The organism is Methanoculleus sp., from assembly GCF_020696975.1.
In the GTDB taxonomy this organism is placed as follows: Archaea; Halobacteriota; Methanomicrobia; order Methanomicrobiales; family Methanoculleaceae; genus Methanoculleus.
The window spans coordinates 98,399-123,498 of the sequence record NZ_JAJGBK010000014.1 but is presented as its reverse complement, the minus strand read 5'-3'; the positions used below and the strand labels follow the sequence as shown (position 1 = coordinate 123,498).

At 61.7% G+C, this 25,100-nt stretch carries 23 protein-coding genes and 2 tRNA genes; 11 read left to right on the top strand and 14 right to left on the bottom strand.

Annotated elements, in window-relative coordinates:
- Nucleotides 1-140 precede the first annotated feature (140 nt).
- Nucleotides 141-214 (bottom strand) — tRNA-Phe (locus tag QZ650_RS03785).
- Between the two features lie 115 nt (nt 215-329).
- On the opposite strand from QZ650_RS03785, the gene QZ650_RS03780 reads away from it, so the two are divergent.
- The gene (locus QZ650_RS03780; protein ID WP_292517322.1) at nt 330-1,319 is read left to right on the top strand and encodes a phosphoesterase; all 990 of its coding nucleotides are present in this window, start codon (nt 330-332) and stop codon (nt 1,317-1,319) included.
- Here QZ650_RS03780 and QZ650_RS03775 read toward each other — a convergent pair.
- Nucleotides 1,291-2,076 (bottom strand): hypothetical protein, encoded by a 786-nt coding sequence (locus QZ650_RS03775; protein WP_292517319.1) that lies wholly within the window; start codon nt 2,074-2,076, stop codon nt 1,291-1,293. The two genes, QZ650_RS03780 and QZ650_RS03775, sit on opposite strands and share 29 nt — an antisense overlap.
- Before the next feature lie 42 nt (nt 2,077-2,118).
- Here QZ650_RS03775 and metG point away from each other — a divergent pair, with 42 nt between their 5' ends.
- Entirely contained in the window at nt 2,119-4,113 is a 1,995-nt protein-coding gene (metG, locus tag QZ650_RS03770) for a methionine--tRNA ligase (RefSeq protein ID WP_292517314.1), read from the top strand.
- On the opposite strand, the gene QZ650_RS03765 is transcribed toward metG, so the two are convergent.
- The 4 genes from QZ650_RS03765 to QZ650_RS03750 form a co-directional block, all read right to left on the bottom strand.
- Complete coding sequence (locus QZ650_RS03765; RefSeq protein WP_292517312.1) at nt 4,088-4,618, bottom strand: hypothetical protein; 531 nt, start codon at nt 4,616-4,618, stop codon at nt 4,088-4,090. The genes metG and QZ650_RS03765 overlap by 26 nt on opposite strands.
- A 65-nt stretch (nt 4,619-4,683) precedes the next feature.
- Nucleotides 4,684-4,758 (bottom strand) — tRNA-Arg (locus QZ650_RS03760).
- Between the two features lie 89 nt (nt 4,759-4,847).
- On the bottom strand, nt 4,848-5,237 hold the full coding sequence (locus QZ650_RS03755) for a DUF473 domain-containing protein (RefSeq protein WP_292517309.1): 390 nt from the start codon (nt 5,235-5,237) through the stop codon (nt 4,848-4,850).
- Nucleotides 5,238-5,242: 5 nt separating this feature from the next.
- Nucleotides 5,243-5,956, bottom strand: a complete 714-nt coding sequence (locus tag QZ650_RS03750) for a proteasome assembly chaperone family protein (RefSeq protein ID WP_292517306.1) — start codon at nt 5,954-5,956, stop codon at nt 5,243-5,245.
- 59 nt (nt 5,957-6,015) lie between these two features.
- On the opposite strand from QZ650_RS03750, the gene QZ650_RS03745 reads away from it, so the two are divergent.
- Nucleotides 6,016-6,342, top strand: a complete 327-nt coding sequence (locus QZ650_RS03745) for a DUF5611 family protein (RefSeq protein ID WP_292517303.1) — start codon at nt 6,016-6,018, stop codon at nt 6,340-6,342.
- A gap of 494 nt (nt 6,343-6,836) precedes the next feature.
- Here the strand turns inward: QZ650_RS03745 and leuS are convergent, their stop codons facing one another.
- Genes leuS through QZ650_RS03725 form a run of 4 tightly spaced genes read right to left on the bottom strand, consistent with a single transcriptional unit; the run spans nt 6,837 to nt 12,739 of the window.
- Nucleotides 6,837-9,599, bottom strand: a complete 2,763-nt coding sequence (gene leuS, locus QZ650_RS03740; protein ID WP_292517300.1) for a leucine--tRNA ligase — start codon at nt 9,597-9,599, stop codon at nt 6,837-6,839.
- Nucleotides 9,600-9,653: 54 nt separating this feature from the next.
- Nucleotides 9,654-11,540: a PINc/VapC family ATPase gene (locus QZ650_RS03735; protein ID WP_292517297.1), complete on the bottom strand. Its 1,887-nt coding sequence runs from the start codon at nt 11,538-11,540 to the stop codon at nt 9,654-9,656.
- Between the two features lie 23 nt (nt 11,541-11,563).
- The gene (gene hisI, locus QZ650_RS03730; RefSeq protein WP_292517294.1) at nt 11,564-11,929 is read right to left on the bottom strand and encodes a phosphoribosyl-AMP cyclohydrolase; all 366 of its coding nucleotides are present in this window, start codon (nt 11,927-11,929) and stop codon (nt 11,564-11,566) included.
- 6 nt (nt 11,930-11,935) lie between these two features.
- A complete protein-coding gene (locus tag QZ650_RS03725) occupies nt 11,936-12,739 on the bottom strand; it encodes an A24 family peptidase C-terminal domain-containing protein (protein ID WP_292517291.1) in 804 nt (267 codons plus the stop codon).
- A gap of 357 nt (nt 12,740-13,096) precedes the next feature.
- On the opposite strand from QZ650_RS03725, the gene QZ650_RS03720 reads away from it, so the two are divergent.
- The 4 genes from QZ650_RS03720 to QZ650_RS03705 are packed head-to-tail and all read left to right on the top strand — an operon-like array spanning nt 13,097 to nt 18,080.
- Nucleotides 13,097-13,735 (top strand): hypothetical protein, encoded by a 639-nt coding sequence (locus QZ650_RS03720; protein WP_292517289.1) that lies wholly within the window; start codon nt 13,097-13,099, stop codon nt 13,733-13,735.
- Complete coding sequence (locus QZ650_RS03715; protein ID WP_292517286.1) at nt 13,722-16,106, top strand: type II/IV secretion system ATPase subunit; 2,385 nt, start codon at nt 13,722-13,724, stop codon at nt 16,104-16,106. Before QZ650_RS03720 ends, QZ650_RS03715 begins: the two co-directional genes overlap by 14 nt.
- On the top strand, nt 16,103-17,026 hold the full coding sequence (locus tag QZ650_RS03710; RefSeq protein WP_292517283.1) for a type II secretion system F family protein: 924 nt from the start codon (nt 16,103-16,105) through the stop codon (nt 17,024-17,026). The genes QZ650_RS03715 and QZ650_RS03710 overlap by 4 nt, the downstream gene beginning before the upstream one ends.
- Before the next feature lies 1 nt (nt 17,027).
- Nucleotides 17,028-18,080, top strand: coding sequence for a type II secretion system F family protein (locus tag QZ650_RS03705; RefSeq protein ID WP_292517280.1), 1,053 nt, complete (start codon nt 17,028-17,030; stop codon nt 18,078-18,080).
- Between the two features lie 112 nt (nt 18,081-18,192).
- Here QZ650_RS03705 and QZ650_RS03700 read toward each other — a convergent pair whose 3' ends face one another.
- On the bottom strand, nt 18,193-19,680 hold the full coding sequence (locus QZ650_RS03700; RefSeq protein WP_292517276.1) for a cobyric acid synthase: 1,488 nt from the start codon (nt 19,678-19,680) through the stop codon (nt 18,193-18,195).
- Nucleotides 19,681-19,739: 59 nt separating this feature from the next.
- On the opposite strand from QZ650_RS03700, the gene QZ650_RS03695 reads away from it, so the two are divergent.
- The 3 genes from QZ650_RS03695 to QZ650_RS03685 all read left to right on the top strand — a co-directional run bounded on the left by QZ650_RS03695 (nt 19,740) and on the right by QZ650_RS03685 (nt 22,274).
- Nucleotides 19,740-21,386, top strand: coding sequence for an adenosylcobalamin-dependent ribonucleoside-diphosphate reductase (locus QZ650_RS03695; RefSeq protein ID WP_292517274.1), 1,647 nt, complete (start codon nt 19,740-19,742; stop codon nt 21,384-21,386).
- A gap of 41 nt (nt 21,387-21,427) precedes the next feature.
- Nucleotides 21,428-21,733 (top strand): stress response translation initiation inhibitor YciH, encoded by a 306-nt coding sequence (gene yciH, locus QZ650_RS03690; RefSeq protein ID WP_209730510.1) that lies wholly within the window; start codon nt 21,428-21,430, stop codon nt 21,731-21,733.
- 202 nt (nt 21,734-21,935) lie between these two features.
- Nucleotides 21,936-22,274, top strand: a complete 339-nt coding sequence (locus tag QZ650_RS03685; protein WP_292517271.1) for a type II secretion system protein E — start codon at nt 21,936-21,938, stop codon at nt 22,272-22,274.
- A gap of 5 nt (nt 22,275-22,279) precedes the next feature.
- On the opposite strand, the gene QZ650_RS03680 is transcribed toward QZ650_RS03685, so the two are convergent.
- Nucleotides 22,280-22,540, bottom strand: coding sequence for a hypothetical protein (locus QZ650_RS03680; RefSeq protein ID WP_292517268.1), 261 nt, complete (start codon nt 22,538-22,540; stop codon nt 22,280-22,282).
- On the bottom strand, nt 22,533-23,030 hold the full coding sequence (locus tag QZ650_RS03675; protein ID WP_292517265.1) for a YkgJ family cysteine cluster protein: 498 nt from the start codon (nt 23,028-23,030) through the stop codon (nt 22,533-22,535). Before QZ650_RS03675 ends, QZ650_RS03680 begins: the two co-directional genes overlap by 8 nt.
- A gap of 85 nt (nt 23,031-23,115) precedes the next feature.
- On the opposite strand from QZ650_RS03675, the gene QZ650_RS03670 reads away from it, so the two are divergent.
- Nucleotides 23,116-24,294 carry an NDP-sugar synthase gene (locus QZ650_RS03670; RefSeq protein ID WP_292517262.1) on the top strand — a complete coding sequence of 393 codons (1,179 nt, stop codon included), beginning with the start codon at nt 23,116-23,118 and terminating at the stop codon, nt 24,292-24,294.
- Here QZ650_RS03670 and QZ650_RS03665 read toward each other — a convergent pair.
- A complete protein-coding gene (locus tag QZ650_RS03665; RefSeq protein ID WP_292517425.1) occupies nt 24,291-25,079 on the bottom strand; it encodes a CBS domain-containing protein in 789 nt (262 codons plus the stop codon). The genes QZ650_RS03670 and QZ650_RS03665 overlap by 4 nt on opposite strands.
- Between the last annotated feature and the right edge of the window lie 21 nt (nt 25,080-25,100).

Here is a 25,100-nt window from a genome sequence, read left to right as displayed (position 1 = left end):
GATGTTCTCTGTTGTTATGGCAGATAGGGTCTTTTCAGGGGCTCAAAGGCCGCGACGGCAGATTGTGAGAACGATCGGCCGTATGCGCAGGTGCTCGTGCCGCATGCTGCAAAGGAATTCATCAGGAAAGTTGCTTGAAGTGCCCCCGCCCGGATTTGAACCGGGGACAACCAGATCTTCAGTCTGGCGCTCTCCCAGTCTGAGCTACAGGGGCTTCTGCCTTACAATGTTGTCTGTCGTCCCTAATAAATCCTATGTTCGCCTGGCGGCAGGACGGCAGGGGCCCTGAACCGCCTTTTTATCTCGTCCTGTGCAGATACTATTGGACAATGGACCGGAGCGATAAGAAACCGGATACCCGGGGCGCGAACCTTATGCAGGCACTCTCCGGGCGGACGGAGACCGTCGTACACCTCACCCACAACGACCTCGACGCCGTCGGGAGCGACGCCATCCACCGGAGGAAGTATGGGGACGTCTTCACCGTCTGGTCTCCGGTCGGCAAGTTCCTCTCCCTTCTTGACGCCGTTGCCGGCTCTCCGGGGCGGGGCGACCTTCTCAGCATATCGGATATCGGCTACCAACAGGGCGTCGAGCAGCGGCTCGCGAAGGCGCGGTCGAACGGGTGGCGGATCGAGTGGCGCGACCACCATCGCTGGAAGGACGAGGAGATCCGGGCCGTTGATGCGAAGACAAGCCTCCTCCACATCGACGTCGCCACCTGTGCGACCGGGATCGTCGCCCGCGACCTTGCCGACGGTGATCCGGTGGCCGCGGAGATCGCACGGGTCGTCTGCGACTACGACCTCTGGAAGCACCAGGACCCCCGGTCGAAGATGCTCGGCCAGGTGGTGATGCAGAAGGGCTTTCGGGAGTACGTCCGCGACAACCTCGTCCAGGGGACGATCGTCGATGCGAAGGTGGAGGGCGAGTATGAGCGGATCATCCGGGAGATGGAGCGGGATATCAAAAAGAGCCTCCGGCGGACCACCATCATAGCCGATGGCCGATACCGGATAGCATTCGCCCCCCTCTACGGCTACCCGAGCGAGACCGCTCACGCCATCCGCGAAGAACTCGGCACCGATATCGAGGTGATCGTCTCCGAAAACGGCCGCATCTCCATCCGGTCCGTCCCCCCGATCAGCCACCTCATCGCCCGGGAGTTCTCTGGCGGCGGCCATCCCCACGCGGCCGGGGGGACGTTTCCGTTCAGCCTCCTCGACCGCTTTCTCTTCTGGCTCTTCAAGCGGAACCGCCATTACCGCCGTCTGGCGGAGACCGCGGAGTCTATCGCGGAACAGAAGCCCGGTCGATGAGACGTTTCCAGTAGTCCGGGCAACCGTCCTCGCAGTAGCCGCCGACCTCGAGCATATCCGGGTCGGCGAACGTAGCGGTGGCCGCAAGGTCCCCGGCGTCCGGGTCGAGGAGGGTGATCCTCTTAACACGGAACCGCTCCATCAGGTCCCCTGCCCGGTTGAGGTCTTTTGCCGGGATGATGAGGTCGCCCTGGTACTCGAGCAGGAGATCGAGGTCGAACCTCTCCGGACGCCGGGGGAAGAAGAGGATCTTCCTCCCCGCGAGCATCTCGAGTTCGATCGGGTCCGCCTCGTCCGCAACCAGGACATGCCCCCGCACACCCTGATCGCGCATCTCCCGCATAAGCCGGGCATACCCGTCCGCAATCGCCTCGGAGAACTCCTCAGCGTCTCCCATGTAGCCGTCCCGGAACCGGAGCATGTGGGGGGCCGGAAGAGAGAACCAGGCGTCTTTCTGCCTCGTCCTGACGAAGCGCGCGTCTCCGGCGACCACTGCCGGGTCGACGCCCGGCTCACCGACGAGCACCCCGTCCTTCATCCCGAGGAAGGCTTCCCGCCACCGCTCGCCGTAGAAGACGCCCCCGGCTGCGGGCACCGCGACACCCTCCTGGGCGTCGAGCGAGCGGCTGAGCCGGTAGGTCGTGAGGTCCGCCTCCGCTCCTCTCATGCCTTTCAGCCATTCTGCAACCTCCGGGACCGTGGGCGTCCCGACCTCGGAGCCGAAGGACCGGACCGGTAGTGTAATCCGTCGTGCCATGCGCTGGTATCTTTATTAGCATCGCAACCAGAGTAGATAAGGATGAGTGGTAAGCCGTTGCTGGTAACGTGCGGGCTCCCGTACACGAACGGTCCCTGCCATATCGGGCACCTGCGGACCTACGTGCCGGCGGACTTTTACGTGCGGTATATGCGCCGGTCCGGGGAGGAGGTCGTCTTTGTTTGTGGTTCCGACAATCACGGGACGCCGATCGTGATCAGCGCCGAACAGGAGGGCTCAACCCCCCGCGCCCTCTCGGAGCGGTATCACGAGCACTTCTACAAGACGTTCCGGCGGATGGATGTCGTCTTCGACCGGTTCGGTATGACCGACGACGCCATGAACCACGAGACCACCCGCTCGATTGTGCAGCGGCTCATCGAGAACGGCTACGTCTACGCTGAGACCGTCAGCCAGAGTTACTGCCCGGAATGCGAACGGTTCCTACCGGACCGCTACGTGGAGGGGATCTGCCCCCACTGCGGGGCGATTGCCCGGGGCGACGAGTGCGACCAGGGGTGCGGACAGCACCTTGAGCCCGGCGAGATCAGGGACGCGGTCTGCAAGGTCTGCGGCGGGAAGGCGGAGTACCGGGAGCAGGAGCACTACTTCTTCAGGCTCTCGGCGTTCCGCGACTTCCTCCTCGAGTACCTCCCGAACCTCCGGGGCACGTCCACCGCCCGGAACTACGCCATCGGGTGGGTGAAAGAACTCCTGCACGACTGGTGCATCACCCGGACGCTCGACTGGGGGGTTAAATTCCCGGGGAACGACGACCTCGTCGTCTACGTCTGGGTCGACGCGCCCATCGGCTACATATCCTTCACGAAGGAGTGGGCCGAGGCTGCAGGAGCCGACTGGAAGGACTACTGGTGCGGCGACGAGACGGGGGTTACCCATTTCATCGGCGGGGACATCATCTACCACCACTGCATCTTCTGGCCGGCCCTCCTCAAAGGAGCGGGGTACGGCCTCCCGAACGCGGTGGTCGCAAGCGGGATGGTCACGATCGAGGGGAAGAAGTTCTCAAAGTCCCGCGGCTACGTCGTCTGGACGAACGACGACTACCTGGACCAGGGTCTCCCGGCGGACTACCTCCGCTACTACCTCCTCTCCTACACCAACCACACGAAGGAACTCGACTTCTCCTGGAAGGTCTACGCCGAGCGGGTGAACAACGAGATCGTGGGCACACTCGGGAACTTCGTCTATCGGACGATGTACTTCGCCGAGAAGGAGTTCTCCGGCGTGCCCGACCTTGCCCCGCGCCCGGAGATCATTGAGGAGATCGAGCGGTCGCTCTCCGTGGTCGATGCCCGGATGCGGGACTACGACTTCAAGAACGCCGTCGACGCGATGATGGCTTTAGCGTCGTTTGGGAACGCCTACATCCAGAACAACGCCCCCTGGAAACTGATCAAGGAGGACCGGGCGGCGGCAGAGCAGGTGATCGCCGACTGCCTCCAGATCGTGAAAGCCCTCACCCTCGTCTTCCAGCCCCTGATGCCTGACGCGATGCAGCGGGCCTGGACGATGCTCGGCTACGAGGACGAGATTGCGGATCATCCCGTAGCTGAGGCCACGGCGCCGGTGGTGGCGCGCGCGCTCAAAAAGCCCTCCCCCCTCTTTACGAAGATCGAGAAGGACCAGATTGCCGCCCTTGAAGCGACCCTCAACGCCCGGGTTCAGAAAGCAAAGGAGGCCGCGGAGCCCAAGATGCCCACCGTCTCAATCGAGGAGTTCGGAAATCTCGACATCCGGATCGCAAAGGTCGTCTCGGCCGAGCCGATCAAGGGTTCAAAGAAACTCTACAGGCTCGTCGTCGACCTCGGCGGCGAGAAGCGCCAGGTGGTCAGCGGGATCGCCCAGTTCTACAAGCCCGACGAACTGGTGGGCAAAGATGTGGCGATGATCGTAAATCTCGCCCCCGCAAAGATCTTCGGTGTCGAGAGCAGGGGGATGATCCTCGCCGCCGGCGACGAGGCCTCCCTCCTGGTTCCTCTCCGGCCGGTCAGCCCCGGGACGCGGGTCCGTTGATCCGGACGGCCCGGTCAATCCTGTTTTTCATCGAGTCCGGATCGTAGACGACGACCCGCCACTGCCCGCCGGGCGAGAACGGGTGGATTTCGTGGTGGTAGGTGTCTGTGAAGACGAGATCGGGCTCGTCGGTGATCCAGTAGCCGGACGCGGCCCTGCTCTCTCGGTTGAGGTGGAAGATGTAAGCGCTCTGCCCCTGGCTGAGCGTTGTGTTCTCAAGAACTGCGGTATCCACGCCATGGAGGGTTCCTCTGGGGTCGATGAGGTAGATCCGGCACTCTGTGAGGTTGATCGTCTCGTCGGCGCCGCTCAGTATTCGTATCACCGGCGCCCCGCTGTGCCCGGCAACAACCTCCACCAGAGTGTCGGGGGAGAGTGTCGCGCCCGCAATCTCCATCTGCCCTCCCGGGACCAGGAGGGCTGCGGCTACAACGGTCATCAGCACCGTGGCCAGAACAATGGCACCGGCCGTCGCTGTTCCGGTGGAGATGGGGCCCGATTTCACGAGCAGCCTTTGGGTGTCACCCTGTATTTGAAACTATGGGTGATGCGGTGCGAGAAGAGAAGAAGCGGGCCTGGAGGGATTCGAACCCCCGGCATCCGGGTTAGAAGCCCGGCGCTATGTCCTGGCTAAGCCACAGACCCCTGTGGTATTCCCATACATTTTGGTCGTCCGGACTTATTAACTCTTTGAGACTCCGGCCTTTGAGTACTCGTTGAAAAAAGAGATCGTATCAGCCGGCCCGGTAACACGCCGACCTGATGATCTCGACCTTGGTCGGGTCCCCCCACTTCCGCCCTTCTACATCGCGGGCTATGGTCGTTCCGCGGAACTGGACCTTGATCCGGGCCGACATCCGTTCCCGCTCCTCGACGAGGGACGCGTTGGCAAACTCGAGCCGTTTCATACTGATGTTGAGGACAAGAAGGTCGACCATGATCCCCGGGTCGCCGGGTGAGAGGTCTTCCTCGTTGACCGATGTTAAAAAGACGCACTCGCCGGGGGCGGTCTCGGTCAGGGTGATGATATTGTGGGCGCTGTTCAACTCGAGGGTGCGTGCCTTACCGCTCTTGAGTTCGGCAATCACCGACGGCGATATTCCGGTTAACGCTGCATACTTCATGGTTATCACCCGTACATCGGCAGCTGCTCTCTTCGGGGCGCAGTCTCGGTCTTCTGCACCTGCTCGGCGATCTGGGACATCGCCGCCTCGATCTCCACCGCCTGTTCGAGCAGGGGTTTGATGTCCAGGTTGAGGCCGTAGATCCTGTTCAAGACATCGATCGTGGCTGCGGAGGATCGCGGATCGGGGGTGTTCACCGTCTCCCCGAGGAGTCCGAGCCCGGGGATGCCCCGCGTCTTGCACTCCGTGAGGATGCTTGCCGCGATACCGGATATGCTCCCCATGGGAAGGATGATCGTCTGATCCTCAATGCGCTGCAGCGTCTGGCTGCTGGTTGCGACCCCGAAGACTCTCTTCTCCGACTCGTTCGTGATGATCCCTGCAATGGTGACGATCTCCCGAACGTCGAACTGGGTGAGCCAGTTGATGATGCCGTTTGCCACCTCGTAGCAGATCATCGGGTGGATGGGGACGTCGGAGACGATTGCCGTGAGGTGGTCCTTCTCGTAGAGGCGCACGGGCGCGTTGATCACGCCTTTTGTCATGAGAGCGACCGGGGGGAAGTACTTGCTCGTGATCGACCCGATCTGTTCGAACTCCATCTGCTCGACAAGGTACTGCAGAGCAATACTCCCGACGAGTCCGCTGCCGGGGAACCCGATCAGCACTGTCTTTTCGGCGCCGACAAGCGCTCTGGATATCACCTTTATATCGTCCATGGGATCAATCACTCACTCTCGGATTAGTTTAACATAGCTGGGTGTCCCTTAAAAATATTATGCAGGAATACCAGATCAAGCGCGGATACACGAAACAACTTGCAGAATCCATGGTTCAGGGTCTTCGTGACCAGTTCGGGGCCGAACCCGAAGCGTCGGAGGACGGCCATTATGCCGTCACCTACGGAGCACTCCGGCGCCTTGAGGTCTGGTGCGGTGCAGGAGGCAAGACACTGATCGTCGATACCGAGGCGAATAAGGATGCCGACGACGAGACGATCATCGACACCAACCGCCGGTTCAGGAACTACCTCCAGCAGGTGACCGGGTATACGGCGAAAGAGCGGGCGAAGAAGGCCCAGCAGGCAGTGAAGGGAAGCGAATAACCGAATCTTTCTCCTCGGTCCGGCACCGCCCGTTTTTGCGGGCGGCAGAACCGCACTCTTCATTCCGGTTTTTGGTGCAACGGGAGTAGGTGTGAGGGGATGTATCCGGCGTTCTAACGTGGTTGTTCATCACTTTGCGTCTGCCTTTCTTCTGTTCTCCCGTCAATTACACGAACCAGTGCACGGCTTTCTACCGGGCTGCGCACCTGACGGTGCTCGAGCTCCGTTCCTCGAAGCCTGATGGCTTCTCAAACTCCTGTCCTGTGGACAGTCGTTCCTACCGGAACGCCGCTTATCGCCCCGCACTGCCCCCGCCCCCTAGGGGGCGGGGGAGGAGGCCGGAGGCCGGGTGGGGTGGGGGTTACAGGCGTATTTGGTTGTCTCAGTTGCACACGAGGTCTTCATCCCTATCGAAGATTCCTGCCCCAGTTCGACTCGCGAATGGGCCAGAGTCCTGTAAAAAACGTGCAAAAATGGGCTAAAAAGAAGGATATCTACTCAATCACAATCGCCGGCTTGAAGGGCAGGGCTCCCGACGCCTTCGGGTGCGTGCTCTCTTCAGCATTCTGGACCGTCACCGGGACGCCGAACTCACGCTCCAGGAACGCCCGTGCGCCCTCGAGAACCGCCTGCTCGTCAAGCGTCGACCCTGCGAGCTGCTTCACGAGGTCGGGCGGGAGTTTCAGGACGAGTTTCGTGATCTGCTTTGCGGCGTCCGTCGCCTCGCGGCCGCGCTTGCGCATATCCTGGTCCTGCATGATCTCGCGCATCACCCTCGTCTTGTCGGTCGAGGCCGCTATGATCCGGAAAGCCTCGTGCTTCCAGGCCGGAGCGACGAAGAGGCTGATGGACGCGGGCTCCATCGGGATGAGTTTCCTGATCGACTCGATGTCCTCGGCCGTTCTCGCCAGGAGTTCCTCGGCGAGCTCGATCTCGGGGTTGATCCGGGCCTCGTCCACCTCCGGCCAGGGGGCGAACGAGACCATGCCCTCCCCGCCGATATCGCTCCAGAGCGATTCACAGGTGAAGGGGACGATCGGGGCGAGCAGCCGGACCCAGGTGCGGCAGAGGTCCTGCATCACGGCCCCGCCGGTTGCGCCCTCCGGCAGGCGGCGGCGGTACCACTTCAGGTCGGCCTCCACACCGAAGAACGCCTCCTGCAGCGCCTGCCGGGTCTGGAACCCGTCAAGCGCTCTCGTGGCGCTCTCGACGCGGCGCTGGAGCCTGCTCGCGAGCCAGGCGTCGATGTCATAGGCGCCCTCGGCATCCTTCGTCTCCGTAACCGTGTTCCAGAACCGCTCGATCTGCTTTCTCGTCGACGAGACTAACTCATTCCTCCAGTCGAAGTCCTGCCAGGGCTCGGCGCTCCCGACAAGGAACATCCTGACGGTATCGGCACCGAACTCCTCGATGGCATCCTCGAGCAGGAAGACGTTGCCCTTGCTTGAGGACATCTTCGCCCCGTTCAGGAGCCCCATCCCGAAGACCACCATGCCCTTCGGCTGCAGGTCCTGCGGGAAGATCGCCCGGTGGTGGAAGAGCTGGAACGTGAGGTGGTTTGATATGAGGTCTTTTGCCGAGAACCGGTAGTCGTAGGGGTACCAGTAGAGGAACTCGCTCCTGATCCTGTCGAGGGTCTCGCGGTCGACCGTGGTCGGGTTCCCCTCGCCCTTGAAGATGTACTCGAAGACATCCGGCGTCAGGCTCTCCGGCGGGATGGCTTTCAGGTGATGGGCGATCGTGTAGTAGGCCATGTAGATCGTCGAGTCGGAGAGCGGCTCGATGATCCAGGTCGGGTCCCAGGGCAGTTTCGTCCCGAGCCCCACCCGCCGGGTGCAGGCCCAGTCCTTCAGCCAGTCGACCGTCCGGTCGAACTCGGTCCTGACCTCGGGCGGGACGAGCGCCATCCGCTCGAGCTGGGTCTTCACCTGCTCCTTCCAGCACGGGTCGCTGTACTCCAGGAACCACTGGTCGTGGAGGATCTTCACAAAGACCCGCCCACCGCACCGGCAGATCACCTGGCGGTTGTCGAACTCGTACATCGGGATCGAGCCGTAACGTTCCAGCATCAGCGCCGCGACGTCGTCCCGGGCCTCCCTGACCGGCTTTCCGCCGTACTTCTCAAAGACCTTTCCGCGGGAGAACTCCGCGCTGTAGATCTCCTGGGTGAGCGCCTCCATCCCCGGGTCGTTCTGGTCGCGGATGCCCGCCCGCTCGACCGCGTCCTTTGCCGGGATCTCGCCGTAGCCCTCGACGGATATGAGCGGGACCGGCTGGATGGACGTGTACTTCCCCTGCTGCTGCAGGTCGCGGAGTGCGATGTAATCGAAGGGCGCGTGAGCCGGAACGCTCATGACGATCCCGGTCCCCATGTCCGGGTCGACGAACGTCGCCGGAAGGACGGGGACCTCGCCGGAGAAGGGGTGGGAGACCGTCTGGTCGATGAGTGCCGTTCCGGGGATGTTCTCCTTCACCCATACCTCGTGGTCCTGCAGACTGAGCTTCGCCGCCGCCTCCGCACTCAGGATCCACTCGTCGCCGTCGATCGTCGCCCGCACGTAGGTGACGGCCGGGTTCACCCAGAGGTTCGTCACCCCGTAGACCGTCTCGGGCCGGAGGGTTGCGCACGCTATCTTCGCATCGCCCCAGGAGAAGACCACCAGGGTGAACTTGATGATCTCGGCCTTGTCGCCCTCGAGCAGATCGTGGTCGCCGACAGGGTTCTCGCACTGGGGACAGTACTTGACCGGGTGGGCCCCCTTGACGACATGCTCCTCCTCGTGCAGGTGAGCGTACTGCCACTCGATGAACTTGCTGTACTGGGGGTCGACGGTGATGAACCGGCGCCGCCAGTCGATCGAGAGCCCGCACTTCTGCATCACCCGCCGGTACTCCTCCGAGAAGTGCCGGACGATCTCCATCGGGTTGACGAACCGGTCCAGGGTGTCCTGCGGCACCCGGTAGAGGTCGCGGTAGAGCCCGATCGTCTTTGCGTCGCCGTTCGCGATCCTCTTTGATATCCCGATGACCGGGGTTCCGGTGACGTGGAACGCCATCGGGAAGAGGACCTGTTTTCCCCTCATCCGCTGGTACCGGGCGAGAACATCTGGAACGATGTAGGTCCGCCCGTGCCCGACGTGCATCGCCCCGCTCGGATACGGGTATGCCACGGTCAGGTAATACTTCTCCTTCTCTGCTGGATCAGCCTCGAACGCGTGCTCCCACCGGGCGACGCACTCCCGTTCGTTGCTTTGCATATCTAATCCACTCACGCTATGCCTCCAATACTGATTCTCTCTCCTTACCCTGCCTCATACCGGCCGCAGCCGGATCGTCTCGCCCTCGTTGTAGCGCTTGATCATCTCCTGGGCGATCGTGCTGTTCTTGGCGAGGAGGATATCGCCCTCATCGTTCACCGTGGCCGTGAAGAGATACTCCTTCCCGGCGAAGACGTCGACGATCTTGCCCTTGTTCTCCGGGGAGATGATCGTCAGCTGCTTCTTGTCGATGCGGATCTTGATGCCGCCGGCAAGGTGCATCTCCTCCTCGACGGGCCGTTTTGCCTCGAGTTCGCTCCTTGGCCGGATATCGATCCCGATACCGAGTTTGTTCACGATCGCCGAGACGTTCTTGCCGCCCTTCCCGATCGCCGCCGGGACATCCTTGTCGTCGATGTAGACGACGGCTTTGTTATCGCTGATGATGCTGACCTCGACCGGGCCGCTCGTGTAGCGCCCGATCTCGCGCTGGACCTCTTTCTCGGCAACCTTCCAGGAGACGTTCTCCTCGGGCTCCGCTGCCGGTTCGCTGATCGGCGTCTCCGCAACAACAGGTGGCTCCTCGACGCTCGTTTTGATGATTGGCATCACCAGGGTCTCCCCATCGTAGCGGAAGATCTCGATCTCGGGCTCCCGCCGGGAGTGTTCGCGGACGATGATCACCGGGCGGATGTGCGTGTCGCCCGGCATGCCCTCCGGCGCCTTGACCGCCAGTTCGAGGTCGTAGATCTTCGTTATCACGCCCTGGACGACGTAGATGACAGTGTTGATGATCTGCGGCAGGACGCTGTAGTCCACGCGGTCGCAGAACCGCCGGAGGCAGTCGTGCACCTCCATGGCATGCACCACCCCGACCATGCCCATCCCGGCAAGGCGCATGTCGGCATAGACGCCGAAGTCCTCGCTCTTGCGGATCTCGTCAAAGACCACATAATCGGGCCGGACGAGCAGGAGGGCCTCGGCGGTGTTCACCATGCTCCCGTCCAGTGCCGTGTACTGGGTGATGTGGTCGGGCACCTGCAGGTCCCGCGGCGCCTCCATCGTCTTCACGATGAAGTCGTGGTCGGCAAGGAACGTCGCAAGGCTCTGGGCGAGCGTGGTCTTCCCTGACCCCGGGGGACCCGCAATCAGGACGCCGCGGCGGCTCCCGAGGATCCGCTTCTTGATCTCGGGCGCCATGTCGTAATCGTCGAGCGAGAGGTCCACGAGCGGCCGCACCACCGTGATCTCCATCCCGTCGGAGAAGGGCCGGCGGGCGATCGAGATCCGGAGCGACCCGATCTGAGCGACCGTGATCCCCCGCTTCTCAAGTTCGATGAATCCGTCCGGGTCGCGTTTTGCCCGCTCCAGGAGTTCCTGCGCCATGGACCGGAGTTCGTACTCGGTCATCGGGGCATCCCGGAGGGTGACCAGGCGGATATCGCGGAGTTTCCCGATCTTTGCCACCGGCGGAGCACGCTCTTTCAAGGTGATCGCGATCGTCTCCTCATCGAAGAACTGGTCGATCGAGAGCGGTGAAAAATCTCCTATCTGTGGCTTCAGGTACGTGACGTCGAGCCCTTTCGCCTTTGCCACTTCTGCCTGCACGAGGTCGCTCGTGATGAACCGGGCGTCATGCTCGATCGCCACGTTCCGGATCAGGGCGTCGATCTCGCCTCCACTGGAGAGTTTCACCTGGTCGAGGCTCGGGCGGTCTCCGGCAAACTGGAGCTCGACAACCTTATCCTCCGACATCCGGAAGAGCTCCTGGAGTTCGGTCAGACCGGAAAACCCTATCTCCCGTCCCTGATTTGCCTGTGCCTCCAGTTCGGCGACGACGGCTTCCGGTATGATTATTGTTGCGCCCTTATATTCCCCGGTTTTTATCATCGATGTTATGCGTCCGTCTATTACGACGCTGGTATCGGGTACAATTTTCATAAAAAATCACCATAGTAATGAAGTCATTCACCCTTATTAGCGTATACCTTCTCCGGATCAAAGACCAATCCGGCGATCTCCTCACCTTCGACCGTTCGATAGAAACAGGAGGCGTGGCCGGTATGGCAGGCTGCGCCGGACTGTTCGACCTCATAAAGGATCGCGTCCGCGTCGCAGTCGACGAGTATGCGCGAGACCCGCTGGGTGTGCCCGCTCTCCTCTCCTTTCTTCCAGAGCTTCTGCCTGCTCCTGCTGTAGTAGTGCGCGTATCCGGTGCGTCTTGTGAGGTCCAGCGCTTCGGCGTTTGCGTACGCAAGCATCAGGACCTCACGGGTTCGTCTCTCCTGCACGATGACAGGTACCAATCCATCCTTGAACTGTATCTCCATATCGGTTCACATTCCTACGAGGATCTTCATGATCACAAAGAGGATATCACCCATGAGTAGTGCGGTCAGGAATCCCGCCGTGATCGGTATAATGAACGGAATGCCGTAGGATATCCAGACCCTGCCGGCCTTCCGGTAGAGTGCAAGCTCCCTCTGGTAGTCTTCGGGGTGCAGCCTGAGATCTTTTGTGTATAGCCGCCGCTCTCCCCGCACCATGCGTCCAAGCGACTCGGTAAACCCGATGAACCGCCGGGTAAGCCTGCCGTCCTCTTCCTCGATATCTTCCATGACAAAACCGAACTCGTTCTGGATTCTCTTTCCGTCGACGGGAAAACCGAGGAAGAGGCAGGGTAGCGGAGCCCGGTTCCCCTCAAGCAGATTCTTCGCGAGTATTGCAATGGGTGCCGCGATGTTGATGAGCACGGCGTTCGTGAGCACGGTGAACGGGAAGAACCCGAGTGGCGGGGTGCCGAGATAGGGGTCGAACGGGAAGAACGGGATGCATGCGGTGATGATGATGAGAGCGTACGCATCCGCTCCTCCAAAGAGGTTCACAGCCTGGAAGAGGTAGAAGAATCCGCAGAAGACCGCGACCAGGATGAGGTAGCCTGCTGCCGCATGCCAGTCTGCAAGGAAGACCAGCGCGTATATCCAGATGGCTGCCGGGATCGCGATCGCGAGTGCGGGCCGCCAGGTCCTGTGGGGTACCCGGCGCTCCCTTGCGTCCAGGACTGACGCGTATATGAGCGTGATCCCTATTGCAGCCGCTGCAACCATGAGCGGGATGGCGATCACGAGTGAAATGGTCATGGGACAGTACCCTATTCACCTTTTATCTCTTATTTCTGGCGATATCACTTCCCGGGGGATCTCGATCGTTTCGGTGCGGTCTTTGGGAGCGTGAGGCCTCCTCTCCCCCTCCCGCCGGTCGAGGCGGATCACCGGATCGCGTTCCGGCCGTGGCTTTTGCCCTCCGGGATCCTCCGAGGGTCGTCGTCTACAAACTGTCGGTTTCCAGTCCCCGGATCCGGCACTTTCTTCAGTATATCTACCAGAATCAGGTTTGGACCACCCCAAGGTATTAATAATAGTATTGTGATGTGGTATATTGTGGTAGGGGGGTAAAATCCCCTTTCCGGCATAGAAATACCATACCTGAAGATTTGCATGGAAATAAACGACCTTATGGGCGAGATCCTTGAACAGTCGACGTATGAGGGGCACTTCACTCTTGACGACCTGCTACGCTACAGTAGTCTTCATTCCCTGACCGGGATGGGGGTCTTCAAAGGGGAGAAGCATACGTTTTTCCTGGTTCTCTCCGGGGGCGAACCGAACGGCGCCATCTTTGTCGACGAGAAGGGCACACTCTTTGGAGACTCGGCTGTCCTGCGCCTGGTCGGAGGGGAAGATTTTGACCTCTTCCTTGTAGCGCCGTTGATCGCTGATGCACTGGTGGCACGGTGCAGGATATTCGAAAAAAGCCACATCAAGAAGAACGGCCGTCTCGATATCCCGACCATCGGTGCTCCTACCCGGCAGCGGATAGGGGTGCTCTGCCTGACCGTCCGCGACGCACGGGAGCCCCTTGCCGGGGCCCACGTCTCGATCCGGAAGGGCAAACTTGTCATCACGAGTGATGTGACGGACTCCGCGGGGAAGGTCTGCTTCCGGCTGCTGAACGGGCGCTACATGTGCGTGGTCTCGGACCGGACCGGAGAGCGGACGCGATGCATCATCGAATTCCATGATCCTCAGGTAGAAACGTCTGTTGATATTGGGGGCACAGAGGATGAGAACAGGTGAAGATGAAGAATGTGAGTTTATAGCGTCAGTCAGGAATCTTCTTGCACAATCCGCAAGACCGCGGAGCGATGGCGGGGCAACCGTGGAGGAGCCGTCAGGTTCCCCCCCGTCGTCGAAACCCGGTGATAAAAAGGAGCCGCAGGAGGCGGTTCTGGATGCCGTGGGTATCGATCCCGGCGGGGAGGAGGAACAACCGGAGCCCCCTTCCGGACCGGCGCCGAAGAGGGCCGGCATCCGGTCGCTCATCGACTCGGTGATGAGGCCGGAAGGTGCCGGGGAAGAGCCCAAACCCGGTGACGGGGACCCCGTCAGGGCGCTCCTCGACCGGATCGAGGGATCCGGGAGAGGGACGGGCAGGGGGAGTACGACCTCCCCATCATCGGTTGGCGGTGAGGCCGGAGCGGAAACGCCGCTTTCTCTCCCGGAGCGCCACGATCCTTTCGGTCTTATCAACCGGATGAAAGGGTTGCGGGAGACCGACGGTCCCGGGGTGACGGTTGACGAGCCCGAGCCCGAGCCCGACGACCTCGCTGCCGGGGTGGTATCCGTCGATGACCTCGGGAACCTGGCGGACCTGATCCTCCCGAAGAGTGCGACGTTTGAGGTCGAGGAACTGAGCATCAACCGAAACGAGCACCACTTCGACTTTGTCGATAACGCCCGGGTCGTCTCGGAGTTCGACGACCTCTTCTCCAGGACGTTCTCCTCCGCCACGCTTGCCGAGGCCGCGGCACAGGTGGCGGCTCCTGCTGAAGAGGTCCAAAAACCCCTCTTTGGGTTCCTCCAGAAGTTCCAGCCTCTGCGGTCTGAGGTTGCGATCGAGGAGTACAACCCCGCCATCCACGGGCCGCTCGTCGACCTCTCGATGCGGCCTTCCCCGGGGCTGGAAGAGATCGAGCTCTACCCGGTGAACGAGCCGTACGCCTATGTCCGGGTGACCTACGACGGCACGACCCATGAGTACACCTACTGTGTCCTTGAGCCCGTGCTCACCCCCGCAGAGCGGGAACTCTTTATGGAGATCAAGGAACGCCTCTTTGAGACACTCAACATCACCACCCGCGACCTCTCCCGGGAGGCGGCGAGGGAGGCGCTTCGCGATTCGGCGAACACGATCATCGCCGATTACGGCATCCACCTTGCGCCGCCCGGGCGGGAGAAGATTCTCTACCATGTGGAGAAGGAGTTCCTCGGCGACGGACTGATCGACCCGGTGATGCACGACAAGTACATCGAGGATATCTCCTGCGACGGCGTGAACAGTCCCATCTTTGTCTACCACACGACATACGAATCGATGAAGACGAGCCTTGTCTACCGGGACGCCGCGGAACTTGACTCGTTCGTCACCAAACTCGCGCAGCGGGCCGGGAAGTACATATCGATCGCTGAGCCGATGCTGGACGCCACGATGAGTGACGGGTCGCGTATCCAGATGACGCTCGGTTCAGAGGTTACCGCCCACGGTTCGACGTTCACGATCCGCAAGTTCCGTGAAGAGCCGATCACGCCCACTGACCTCATCGAGTGGCATACCTTCTCGCCGCTCGGGATCGCCTTCATCTGGCTCGCGGTCGAGAACGCCAAATCCTGCATATTTGCCGGCGGGACGGCGTCCGGGAAGACCACGACCTTGAACGCCATATCGCTCTTCATCCCGCCGCTCGCAAAGATCGTCACCCTCGAGGATACCCGCGAGTTAAAACTTCCTCACCCGAACTGGATCCCGAGCATCACCCGGGACTCGTTCTCGCAGGACGGGCGGGGCGAGATCGATATGTACGAACTCCTGCGTGCCGCCCTCCGGCAGCGTCCGGAGTACATCCTGGTCGGCGAGGTCCGTGGCAAGGAAGCCCTGACCCTCTTCCAGGCGATGAGCACCGGGCACGTCACCTACGCGACGATGCACGCCGACTCGGTGGCGAGCGCCGTCCACCGTCTGGAGAACCCGCCGATCGACGTCCCGAGGAACATGCTCTCCGCCCTCTCCCTGATGTCCATCCAGGTGCAGGCCCGTATCGGGGGCCAGCGCATCCGGCGAAACAAGCAGCTCATCGAGATCCTGGACATCGACCCCCGGACGAACGAACTCATCACGAACGAGGTCTTCCGGTGGCACCCGGCGACCGACGAGATCCGGTATTCCGGCAAATCCTACATCCTCGAACAGATCATGGAGGACCGGGGGTGGAGCGAGGAGCGGATGCAGGAAGAACTGAAACGGCGCCAGGAGGTGCTCGAATGGATGCGTATCAAGAAGATCCGCTATTTCCGCGACGTGAGCAAGGTCCTGGTCTCCTACTTCCGCGACCCGGAGTCGGTCATCGAGCGTGTGCGCTCCGACCTCTACGGGGAGGGTGACGCCGCATGAACGGTTACGAGCGGTTCTGCTTCAACCTGATCGGCCGTGACCTGAAAGCGAAGCGGGGAGAGTTCATCAAACTCAGAAACGACCTCGTGGGAGCCCGGATGAATACGCCGTTTGAGGCGTATCTCGCGACCGCTTACGTCTCCTCGCTCGTCGTGGGGCTGGTCGCCGCTGCGCTCATCGGGCTCCTCACCTACCTCCTGCGGGTCCCCGATATGATCACCTACCGCGGAGCGGTCCCCGAGGTCTTCTACGCGTTAAACGACTACAAACTCCTGCTCGGCACCATCATCATCACGGCCCTCTCTCTGCTGATCTTCGGGGGGATATCGTATCTGGTCTTCCTCCTCTATCCCGGTATACAGGCCGGAGAGCGCCGGAGGAACATCGACGCCACCCTCCCCTATGCCATCAACTACGTCACCGCCATGTCGTCGGCCGGGATCACCCCCGACGAGGTCTTCCGGCTGCTCGGCCAGAGCACGATATACGGGGAGAGCGCCGTTGAGGCGCGGTACGTCGCCCGGGAGACCGATTTCTTCGGGAAAGACCTGCTTGACGCCCTTCGAACGGTCTCGCAGGCGACCCCGAGCGAGCGGATGCGGGAGTTCCTGCAGGGGGCTGTCGCGAGCATCTCAAGCGGGAGCAACCTGACGGAGTACTTCCGCACCAAGGCTCACCAGTATACGCTCGAGAACAACCAGCAGCAGAAGACGTTTTTGGAGACGCTCGGATTGATCGCGGAGTCCTACGTCACCGCGATGGTCGCGGGCATGCTCTTTTTGATCATCCTGCAGTCGGTGATGACGATCCTCTCGGGGGACTCAAACCCGTTCTTCCTCTACATCATCATCTACCTGATCATCCCGTTCGGGAGCATGATGTTCGTCATCCTGATCAGTTCCATGACCCCGGAGGTGTGATATGGGATTCAAAGAGATTGTCGACGACTTTCTGAACCGGTTGCCGGACCCGGTCCGGCCGCGAGAAAGGGCGGTGGCGGATGCCCCGGGACCCGGGACGTTCGAGGAGCAGGAGCAGGAGATCTTCGGGCGGATTGAGAACTGGCGGAAGTATCAGGAAGGGTTTTACCGGTTCCTCAAGCACCCGCTCCGGGTGATGATCGAGGAGCCCGTCACCGTCCTCTTCATCTCCGTCCCGGTCGCACTCCTCCTCCTCATCGGCGGGTTTATGAGCCTGGTCCTCTCCTACGGCGTCGGGGTCCTCTTCACGACGACGATGATCGACGATATCTTTGTCTTCTCGCTCCTCATCGCCATCGTGCCGCTTGCGATCCTCGATCTTAAGGAGACACTGCGTGTGTCGAGCATCGAGGCCGCCCTTCCGAACTTCTTCCGCGACGTGGCCGGGATGAACGATTCGGGCATGACGCTCCCGCACGCCATCCATATCGTCTCGGAGGGCGAGTACGGGGCGCTCACCCCGCACATCCGCAAACTCGATACCGAGATGTCCTGGGGCGTCCCGTTCGTGGAGGCCATCCGCCGGTTCGGGAAGGCCGTGAACACCCCGCTCACCGAGCGGAGCGTCGACCTGATCGCCCATGCGAGTTCGGCCGGCGGCGACGTGAGCGAGGTTCTGCGGGCTGCGGCCCACGACGCCTACGAGTTCTTCAACCTGAAGTCGGAGCGGCGGAACGGTATGATGATCTACATGATCATCATCGTCATGTCGTTCTTTGTCTTCCTCTTCGTCATAGGGGTGCTCTCAAGCACCTTCCTGACCACGATGGCGGAGGCGGGGGCGGCGGTTGCGGCGTCGGGATCGAGCCAGACGTTCATGGGGACCGTGGACCTCTTCCTCTACAACCGGCTCTTCTCTCACGCCGCACTGATCCAGGGGTTCTTCTCCGGGCTCGGGGCAGGCGTCATGGGGGAGGGCCGGGTGCTCGGGGGGCTGAAGTATGCCGCTGTCATGGTTCTGATCGCCTGGATTGCGTTCCGGTTCTTCATATAAGGGCCGGGACGGGGTTTCTTTTTTGTGAAAAGCCGGGCGGCAGGTATTCGGGGAGGGCCGCACGCGAAACGCGACGGATGGAGCATCCGGAGTTTGAGCACCGGGACGGTGCTCATGCTCTGGACGTTTCGTCCCTCGCCATAAAAAACTCCAGAATAGCCTCCATATCCACATGCTCCTCGAAGTGCCGGGCCAGGTCGTCGTAGGCCGCCGCGACCCCGAGAGCGCCGCTCTCCGTCGCCACCGGCTCAAACGGCACCCCCCGCCGCTCCGAGAGGTAGGCGAGGAGGGCGTTTGCCGCTCCGGGGTTCTGGAAGAGGCCGTGCATGTAGGTCCCGAAGACCATGCCGTCGGGGCTCGCCGCCCCCTCCCCGGCGAACGCCTCGGGGAGATCTCCTCGCTCCGTCTCGCCCATGTGGATCTCGTAGCCCTCCACCTCCCCCATCGCCGGGAGGATGGGGCCTGGCCCGGTTGCCCGGCGCCGGACCTGCACCGTCGTCTTCCGGTAGCCGGTAAAGGCCGTCACGACGTCAAGGAGCCCGAACCCCGGGTGTTCCGCGGGGGATTCCGACTCGATGCCGGCGTCAACGATCCGGCGCCCGAGCATCTGGTAACCGCCGCAGATCCCGATGATCGGGACCCCCCTCTCGCGGGCGAGCCGGAGTTCCTCACCCGTCCCGGCACGGTTGAGGGCCGCGAGGTCCTCCACGGTGTTCTTCGTCCCGGGAAGGATGATGCAGTCGTAGCCCGCGAGCGGTCTTCCCGGAGGGACATAGTCCACCGCGGCGTGCTGTTCGAGGAGCTCGAAGTCGGTGAAGTTCGATATCCTGGGGAGGCGGACGACGGCGATCCTGACCGGTGTTCCGGTCTTCCGGTGCCCCTTGTCGGCGATCGAGAGCGAGTCCTCGCTCGGGAGGGGGATGTCGGCGTAAGGCACCACCCCGAGCACCCGGACACCCGTGAGTTCCTCGAGTTTTGAGACGCCCGATACAAAGAGCCCCGGATCCCCCCGGAACTTGTTGACGATGACCCCGGCTACGAGCGGGCGGATATCCTCCGGGAGGAGGGCAAGCGTCCCGTAGACCTGGGCGAAGACCCCGCCCCGTTCGATATCCGCGACCAGGACGATCGGGAGGCGGAGGGCCCGGGCGAGGCGTATGTTGGCGATATCGCGATCGTAGAGGTTGACCTCCGCCGCTCCGCCGGCCCCTTCGACCACCACGTGCCGAAAGCGTCTCTTTAGCCGCTCGAACGCGGCAACAGCCTCGGCAAGAAGCATATCCGTCTCGGCATAGTAGTCCCGGATCTGCACATCCTTATATGGCCGGCCGAGGAGCACCACCTGCGAGGTCTGGTCCCCCTTTGGCTTCAAGAGGACCGGGTTCATATCGGCTTCCGGCTCGACTCCGGCCGCGAAGGCCTGGACGGCCTGGGCAATCCCGATCTCGCTCCCGTCGGCGGTGACGTAGGAGTTGAGGCTCATGTTCTGGGATTTAAACGGTGCAACAGGGATTCCCCGCCGGTAAAGGGCACGGCAGAGCGCCGCGACCGTCAGGCTCTTGCCCACGTGGGATGCAGTTCCGAGCACGATAAGAGACATTGCCGGCAGAAGAGTTGGGCACGACGGATTATTAAGGGCGGGGTTTCATGGTGTATCGTATGGAGCTCTCCCCGCAAGGCCGCCTCCTCCTGGAACGCCGCTACCTCCTCCCCGGCGAGACCCCCGGGGGCCTCTTCTCCCGGGTCGCCGGCGCCGTGGGCGGTTCGAGAAGGTCCCGCGAGTTCTTCTCGCTCCTCAAAAGCCTCCTCTTCCTCCCGAACTCTCCGACCCTGATGAACGCAGGCACTCCCGCCGGGCAGCTCTCGGCCTGCTTCGTCCTGCCGATCGAGGATACCCTTGAGGGGATCTTCGGAAGCCTCACCCGGATGGCGCTCGTCCACAGGTCCGGGGGCGGGACCGGGTTCTCGTTCTCCCGCATCCGGCCCCGCGGGGATATCGTCAACGGGACGATGGGGGCTGCAACCGGGCCGGTCTCGTTCATGCGGGTCTTTGATGCGGCAACCGATGCCGTCCGGCAGGGAGGCCGGCGGAGAGGGGCGAATATGGGGGTGCTTGCGGCCTCCCACCCTGATATCGAGGAGTTCGTCACCGCAAAACAGGGGGGAGGCCTCTCGAACTTCAACATCTCGGTCGGGATCGACGAGAAGTTCCTCCGCTGCCTTGCGACGGGCCGCGAGTACGACCTCACGAACCCCCGTGACGGCAGCGTCCCGCGGAGCATCGATCCCCGGTCGCTCTGGCACCTCATCGCCGCCTCCGCCCGGGACTCCGGCGAGCCGGGGATGCTCTTCCTCGACGAGATCAACCGGCGGAGCACCACCCCGCACCTTGGCCCCATCGAGGCGACCAACCCCTGCGGGGAACAGCCGCTCTACCCCTACGAGAGCTGTAACTTAGGAAGCGTCAACCTTGCCCGGTGCGTCCGCAAAAACGACCTCGACATGGACCTGCTCGAAGCAACCGTCCGGTGCGGTGTCGACTTCCTCGATGCGGTCATCGACGTGAACCGCTTCCCTCTCCCCGAGATCCGGGAGAAGACCCTTGCAACCCGAAAGATCGGCCTCGGGGTCATGGGATTTAGCGAGGCACTCATACGCCTCGGGATACCCTACGAATCAGAGGAGGCGCTGCGTTTCGCCGGGAGCCTGATGGAGCGTATCGAGGCCCGGGCCCGGGAGCGGTCGGAGGAGCTCGGGGAGGAGCTGGGGTCGTTTCCGGCGATCGAGGGCTCTATCTTCTCGGGCGAGATGCGGAACGCCACCGTCACCACCATCGCCCCCACCGGCTCGATCCACCTCATCGCCGGGACGACGAGCGGGATCGAGCCGGTCTTCTCGTTTGCCTACAACCGGACGATCGACGGGCAGCCGGTCAGGATCACAAGCGACCTCGTCCTGGAATTTCTGCCGAAGACTGCCGGCGGGAGGGACGTTGCGGACCACGTCCGGCGATACGGGACCGTTGCCGGCCTCCCCCTGGATGACCATGCCCGGGACCTCTTCAAGACGGCTCTTGAGATCGCACCGGAGCACCATGTCCGGATGCAGGCCGCCTTCCAGAAGCATGTGGACAACGCCGTCTCAAAGACCGTGAACCTCCCCGAAAGTGCGACGGTCGACGATATCGCTCGTGTCTTCTCTCTCGCCCACGACCTCGGGTGCAAGGGGATCACCATCTACCGCTACCGGAGCCGGCCGGACCAGGTACTCTCGCAGGGCTGCGACGTCTGTCAGATTGACGGGTGACATGCCAACTAATATATAACGAGAGCTGAAAGGTACATGCAATGAACGGTGGGATATGTCCGACCTGCGGACTGCCAAAGGAACTGTGTATCTGTGAAGAAGTTGCTAAAGAGCAGCAGAGAATCAGCGTAAAGATTAACAAGCGGCGGTATGGCAAGGAAGTCACGGTCATCGAAGGCCTCGACCCCTACGATATCGACCTCGAAGATCTCTCGAAGTTCCTGAAAGCGAAGCTGGCCTGTGGCGGCACGGTCAAGGACTCCTCGATCGAGCTGCAGGGCAACCATCGCGAACGGGTCAAAGACCTGCTCGCCCAGAAAGGATACAACATGGAAAATATCAGTTGACCCGGGTCTTTATAGAGAACCCGGGAAAATCTCTTTTTACAGGCAGATGATGGTTAGAACGGGAGCGGATGCCGTTCCCCCGCTGCTCTGACGGTATACGGCGGTATCGATGAGGATTTGAGAATCGTCGCAGATTTGCGTCGTGACGGCCTGAACCGGAGGCACTATATTCAGCAGATACAATATTCTGAGCAGATAACCTATGGTGATGAGATGTTCGTTTGCGCTCGATCCCGACCTGATGGATCAGATCGATCAATTTGCCAGGGATCACGCGTTCGACCGGAACGAGGCGATTCTTGAACTGATCGAGACCGGGCTTGCCTGCCGGAAGGAGAACGGGAAGATGACCGTACGGCAGCACCGCTCGTTTGAGGATCTGAACCGGCTCCTGCGTGAGGTCGAGGACGTCAAGACGGTCCTCACCGAACTCCGAAACGAGGTCCGGCTGGTCCACCACACGATCGAGGCCGACTGGAGCAGGGAGGCGAAAGGCGTTCCGTTCCAGACCAAGCGTCCCTGGGAGTTCTGGCGAAGGTAGGTCTCTTAACTGATGATATTGGTGATGCTCCGGAACCCTTCCCCGGCGAGATCGTCGCAGAGGATCGCCTCGACCTTCGCCATATCGAGATCAGGCGTCTCCCGGCACCGGGTGCAGTAGGCCCGTGCCGGTGACGGCATCTCTCTTCCGTTGACCACGACACGGGCGGAATGAACACAGAACCTGCACCGGTCGAGGGATACCGGCTCTTTTGGCGTGCATTGCACCCGGCCCCCGACGACCGGAAGGCGCCGGGGCTCACTCATAGGCCTCGACCCGGTAACCGGCACGTTCGAGCGTTCCGGTAACCTCGGTCCGCCAGACGATATCGTCGTCGGTCGTGAGCGGCGCAATCGATTCATCCCAGCACCGGCGAAGGGCCGCGTCCCCGGTATCGAGGCTCCTCCTCCCTTTCACCTTCCCGACCTCCCGCCCGTCGGGGCCGAAGATCCGCATGGCACAGCAGGTATAGGATCGGCAGATCAGCGGACGGCTGTTATGGATGGTGCAGACATACTTTCCCTCCTCCCCCGGGAGACCCCGCAGGAACGGGCACCAGGAGGGGTGCGCTTTGTTCTCGGAGGCGTCCCTGAAGGCGTCGAGGAACCGCTCCTCAATCCGGGCGCGGAACGTGCCGCCGATGATCTTCTGCCGGCAGAGGAAGTCGCGGCTGGTGAGCCTCTTCTCGACCTCGATGAGCTCGCCGCCCGCGTGCATGCAGCACTTCCCGCAGAGAGTGCATTCAAACGCCGTCATTCCTGTAGATTCTTTGCGCAATAAAGGATAAAGGTTGGGAACAGGAGCCCCAAGGGTTAAATCGATACGCATACAATGGAGTGGCATGAAGGTGTGTATAATGTGCGGAGGGGAGGGCACACGGCTCCGCCCCCTCACATTCGGGCGTCCCAAGCCGTGTATTCCAATCGTCAACAAACCCTCGATCCAGCACCTCGTCTCACACCTCGCAAACCTGGGATTCAACGACGTGGTGATCACGCTCGGCTACATGAGCGAGGCCATCGAGGCGGCGCTCGGGGACGGGTCGCTTTTCGGGGTCAACGTCACCTACGTCCACGAGAAGACGAAACTCGGGACGGCGGGGAGTGTCAAGAACGCCCAGAAATACCTTGAAGAACAGCCGTTCCTGGTCGTGGGCGGTGACCATGTGGTGGGCCTGAACCTGCTTGAGTTCTACCGCGAGCACCTCAATAACGACTCGATCACCACCATCGGGCTCATCAGCATCGACGACCCCACCGAGTACGGGATCGCCGAGATTGATGCGAATTACCAGATTAAGAGGTTCAAGGAGAAGCCGAGCCCGGGCGAGATCTTCTCGAACCTTGCAAGCACCGGGATGTACGTCTGCGACCCCGATATATTCGACCATATCCCGACCGGCGAGAAGTTCGACTTCGCCCGCAACCTCTTCCCCGAACTGATGGAGGAGGGCTACGCCTTAAAAGCCTGGCTTGCCCGCGGGAACTGGTCCGATGTGGGGAGCCCGAGGTCGCTACGGGAGGCGGAACGCTGGAAACTGCAGGATATCGGGTTCACGAACATCTCCGGCGACCTCTACATCAAGGGCGCCCGAATCCTCGGTCCCGCACAGATAGGGAGCTGCGTCTCGGTTGCGGCGAACTCCCGGGTGATCGGGCCGGTCTCGATCGGCGCCGGGACGATCATCGAGGAGAACGTCGTGATCGGGCCGTACACAAGCATCGGGGAGGGGTGCATCATCAAGAACAGTGCGAAGATCTTCTCCTCGTCCATCTACAACCGGGTGGTGATCGGGCGGGACACCACCATCAGCGGGAGCATCATCGACAACGATACGCTCATCGGCAGCGGGTGCAACATCGAGCATGACACCGTCATCGGGCCGCATGCGGTGTTAAAGAGCGGCGTCGTCGTCCACTCCGGGACCCGGCTCTGGCCGGAGGTGATCATCCCGGAGGGGACGGTCGTCAAAGAGCACGTCTTAAACGAGGACTACGATACCCGGACCGAAGGGTCCTAACCGTGCCGCACAAGCCGGTGCGTCAGCGCGACCAGGGGATGGCGGGCGTAATCGAGGACCTTGATGTCGTCGAGCGTCTTTAAGTTCAGCGTCCGGGCCGTCCGCTCCATCCCCAACTCTATATTCTCCCGGACCTCGATGATGTAGGCGTCGAGGTTCGTGATCCCGAGCCTCTTTGCCGCGATCGCCCGGTGGTGCCCGTCGACCAGGATCCAGCGGCCCGGCCGCCGGACCACGATCAGGGGTTCGGCAAGCCCTTTCTTGATCTCATACATCCGCCCTTCGAGTTCATCCTCGTAGATCTTCGACTGGGTGGGCAGGAGGTCGTTGATCGGGACCGAGCCCCGCTTCAGCGTCGGTTCGACCCCGTAGAGTTTCTTGAGGGTCTCGATGAACTTGAAGACCTTCTCCGGCGAGACGTGCTCGATCTGGGACCTGATGACGTCGGCGTTCGATATGATCCCGATGAGGGCGTTATTCTCGTCGACGACCGGGAGTTTCTGGATACCGGAACGGAAGATGACGCGGGCCGCGTCGTTCACGCTCATATCCGGGTCGGCGACGATGAGGTGGCGGGACATCACCTGGTCTATGGGTGTTGACGGATGGGCAAAGAGAAGGTCCCGCGCCGATATGTAGCCTACCACTTCCTTTGAGTTCTCCACAACCGGGAACCCGTCATGGTGTGTCTTCTTTATGGTTTCAATGACATCCCTGACCGTCCCGTGGGCGCTGACGGTGACGACGTCGTAGGTCATGTAGTCCTTGACCCGCTTTTTATCCATCATGGTAGTGTCACGCTGGCT

Coding starts and splice junctions, on each gene's coding strand:
- QZ650_RS03780 (WP_292517322.1), top strand. CDS start 330: ATGGACCGGAGCGATAAGAAACCGGATACCCGGGGCGCGAACCTTATG.
- QZ650_RS03775 (WP_292517319.1), bottom strand. CDS start 2,076: ATGGCACGACGGATTACACTACCGGTCCGGTCCTTCGGCTCCGAGGTC.
- metG (WP_292517314.1), top strand. CDS start 2,119: ATGAGTGGTAAGCCGTTGCTGGTAACGTGCGGGCTCCCGTACACGAAC.
- QZ650_RS03755 (WP_292517309.1), bottom strand. CDS start 5,237: ATGAAGTATGCAGCGTTAACCGGAATATCGCCGTCGGTGATTGCCGAA.
- QZ650_RS03750 (WP_292517306.1), bottom strand. CDS start 5,956: ATGGACGATATAAAGGTGATATCCAGAGCGCTTGTCGGCGCCGAAAAG.
- QZ650_RS03745 (WP_292517303.1), top strand. CDS start 6,016: ATGCAGGAATACCAGATCAAGCGCGGATACACGAAACAACTTGCAGAA.
- leuS (WP_292517300.1), bottom strand. CDS start 9,599: ATGCAAAGCAACGAACGGGAGTGCGTCGCCCGGTGGGAGCACGCGTTC.
- QZ650_RS03735 (WP_292517297.1), bottom strand. CDS start 11,540: ATGAAAATTGTACCCGATACCAGCGTCGTAATAGACGGACGCATAACA.
- hisI (WP_292517294.1), bottom strand. CDS start 11,929: ATGGAGATACAGTTCAAGGATGGATTGGTACCTGTCATCGTGCAGGAG.
- QZ650_RS03725 (WP_292517291.1), bottom strand. CDS start 12,739: ATGACCATTTCACTCGTGATCGCCATCCCGCTCATGGTTGCAGCGGCT.
- QZ650_RS03720 (WP_292517289.1), top strand. CDS start 13,097: ATGGAAATAAACGACCTTATGGGCGAGATCCTTGAACAGTCGACGTAT.
- QZ650_RS03715 (WP_292517286.1), top strand. CDS start 13,722: ATGAGAACAGGTGAAGATGAAGAATGTGAGTTTATAGCGTCAGTCAGG.
- QZ650_RS03710 (WP_292517283.1), top strand. CDS start 16,103: ATGAACGGTTACGAGCGGTTCTGCTTCAACCTGATCGGCCGTGACCTG.
- QZ650_RS03705 (WP_292517280.1), top strand. CDS start 17,028: ATGGGATTCAAAGAGATTGTCGACGACTTTCTGAACCGGTTGCCGGAC.
- QZ650_RS03700 (WP_292517276.1), bottom strand. CDS start 19,680: ATGTCTCTTATCGTGCTCGGAACTGCATCCCACGTGGGCAAGAGCCTG.
- QZ650_RS03695 (WP_292517274.1), top strand. CDS start 19,740: ATGGAGCTCTCCCCGCAAGGCCGCCTCCTCCTGGAACGCCGCTACCTC.
- yciH (WP_209730510.1), top strand. CDS start 21,428: ATGAACGGTGGGATATGTCCGACCTGCGGACTGCCAAAGGAACTGTGT.
- QZ650_RS03685 (WP_292517271.1), top strand. CDS start 21,936: ATGGTGATGAGATGTTCGTTTGCGCTCGATCCCGACCTGATGGATCAG.
- QZ650_RS03680 (WP_292517268.1), bottom strand. CDS start 22,540: ATGAGTGAGCCCCGGCGCCTTCCGGTCGTCGGGGGCCGGGTGCAATGC.
- QZ650_RS03675 (WP_292517265.1), bottom strand. CDS start 23,030: ATGACGGCGTTTGAATGCACTCTCTGCGGGAAGTGCTGCATGCACGCG.
- QZ650_RS03670 (WP_292517262.1), top strand. CDS start 23,116: ATGAAGGTGTGTATAATGTGCGGAGGGGAGGGCACACGGCTCCGCCCC.
- QZ650_RS03665 (WP_292517425.1), bottom strand. CDS start 25,079: ATGGATAAAAAGCGGGTCAAGGACTACATGACCTACGACGTCGTCACC.